This is a genomic window from Streptomyces sp. NPDC002144 (assembly GCF_053593695.1).
Map to the genome: position 1 here is coordinate 1 of NZ_JBSFDB010000163.1, position 1601 is coordinate 1601.

Consider the following 1601-nt stretch of genomic DNA (forward strand, 5'->3'; position numbering starts at 1 on the left):
CAGACTCCCCCTGTCAACCTCCGTGGTTTTGGACGTTGTTGGTGGCTGATCGAACTGGACCAAAGCTGAGGGCATGCCAAGGGGCCGAGGAGCCAGAACGTGATCGTCCCTCGGATGCTGGAGGCTGCTGTGGAGTTCCTCAGCCGGTCAGGTCGGCCTCCGAGTGAGCGCTGTGGTGCAGAGCGGAGTCGTAGCAGGTGTGGTCCTGCCAGCAGCGCCAGAGGATGCGGACCCAGCGGGCGCCGAGCCCGCGGATGGCGCGATGGTGCGGCTGCTTGTGGGCCCTGGCCTGCTCATATGCGTCGTGGACCCAGGGAACTTCGCGGGTCATGTTGAAGACCCACCAGTCCACGGCGTGGCGCATGCGCTTGTTGGCCGCGTAGCGGAAGCGGACCTGACGGCTGCGGCCGGAGGCTCGGGTGACCGGGGCGACGCCGGTCTCGGCCAGGAGCGCGGCCGGGGTGGGGAAGCGGTCGCGGTCCTCGCCCATCTCGGCCAGCAGCATGGCCGCGCAGGACCGGCCCATGCAGGGGAAGCTGAGGAAGATCGGCGCGTCAGGATGAGTGGCCAGCAGCTTGTCCACTCGCTTGTTCAGGATGCGGACGTGGTCGTTGAGCAGGGCGAGCTGCTCGGCGAAGAGCACGGCGGTCAGCTCCTTGCCCGCGACCGTGCCCGGGGCCGCGGCCAGCAGATGGGCGCGCAGCCGTTCCACCAGCACCTCCGGACGGGTGCGGCCGGAGTATCCGTGCCGGCCGGTGAACGCTTTCATCCTCTCGGGACCGACGCGACGGGCCTGCTCAGGGGTGGGGTAGTCCCGCAGGAACGCCAGGCTGATATCCCGGTCGAGCGAGGAGAACAAGTGCAGCACGGCGGGATGGTAGGCCTGCAGGATGGCCCGCAACTGATTCTCCAGATCACGCTGGTTCCAGATGACGCGTTCCCGGTCGCGGATGACCGCGCGTAGCTCGGCCAGCTGCGGTGACGCTGCCGGTAGCGGCCTCCAGTGTCGGTGCTCGTGGCGGAGGCTGTCGGCCAGGACGAAGGCGTCGAACGCGTCGTCCTTCTTCGGCGCCATCCGGTAACGTTCGCGCGCTCGGGCGGAGATCTTCGGCGAGACGCAGTAGAGGGTGTGCCCCGCTGCCTGCAGGCGTTCGACCAGCAGGCCTTCACCGCGCTCGATGGCGATGCCGACCAAGGCGACATGGCGGCGCAGCTGCCGCTCCAGGTGCTCGAGGCCGTCAGCAGTGTGCGCGTACCGACGCTGATGCATGACCTGGCCGGCTCCATCGAGGAGGCAGAGCTGGTGATGCTGCTCGCCCCAGTCGAGGCCGCCGAACACGCCATCTTTCGTGGAGGAGTTGGTGGCTAAGGAGTTGTGCATGGCTTCCGTCCTGTCGGTCCTGGTCACCGACTGGGCGGCCCCGCTGGTACCTCATCTCGGCGCTCGAAGCGCAACTCCCGCTGGCCAGTGCGCGGCCCGCCTCCAGCGGGAGGGACAGGTCTGCATGGGGGCCTCGAAGGCAACGCGTCTGCATAGGTCCTCTCCCGCTGGCGCGGTGACCGGCGGGCGTCTCCCGCCACCAAGGAGTGTGCACGGATGA

The 1601-nt window shown here is 68.5% G+C and carries 1 protein-coding gene; it reads right to left on the reverse strand.

Annotated elements, in window-relative coordinates:
* Positions 1-139 precede the first annotated feature (139 nt).
* Positions 140-1381: an IS110 family transposase gene (locus ACWCQ1_RS52090; RefSeq protein ID WP_451030133.1), complete on the reverse strand. Its 1242-nt coding sequence runs from the start codon at positions 1379-1381 to the stop codon at positions 140-142.
* Positions 1382-1601 lie beyond the last annotated feature (220 nt).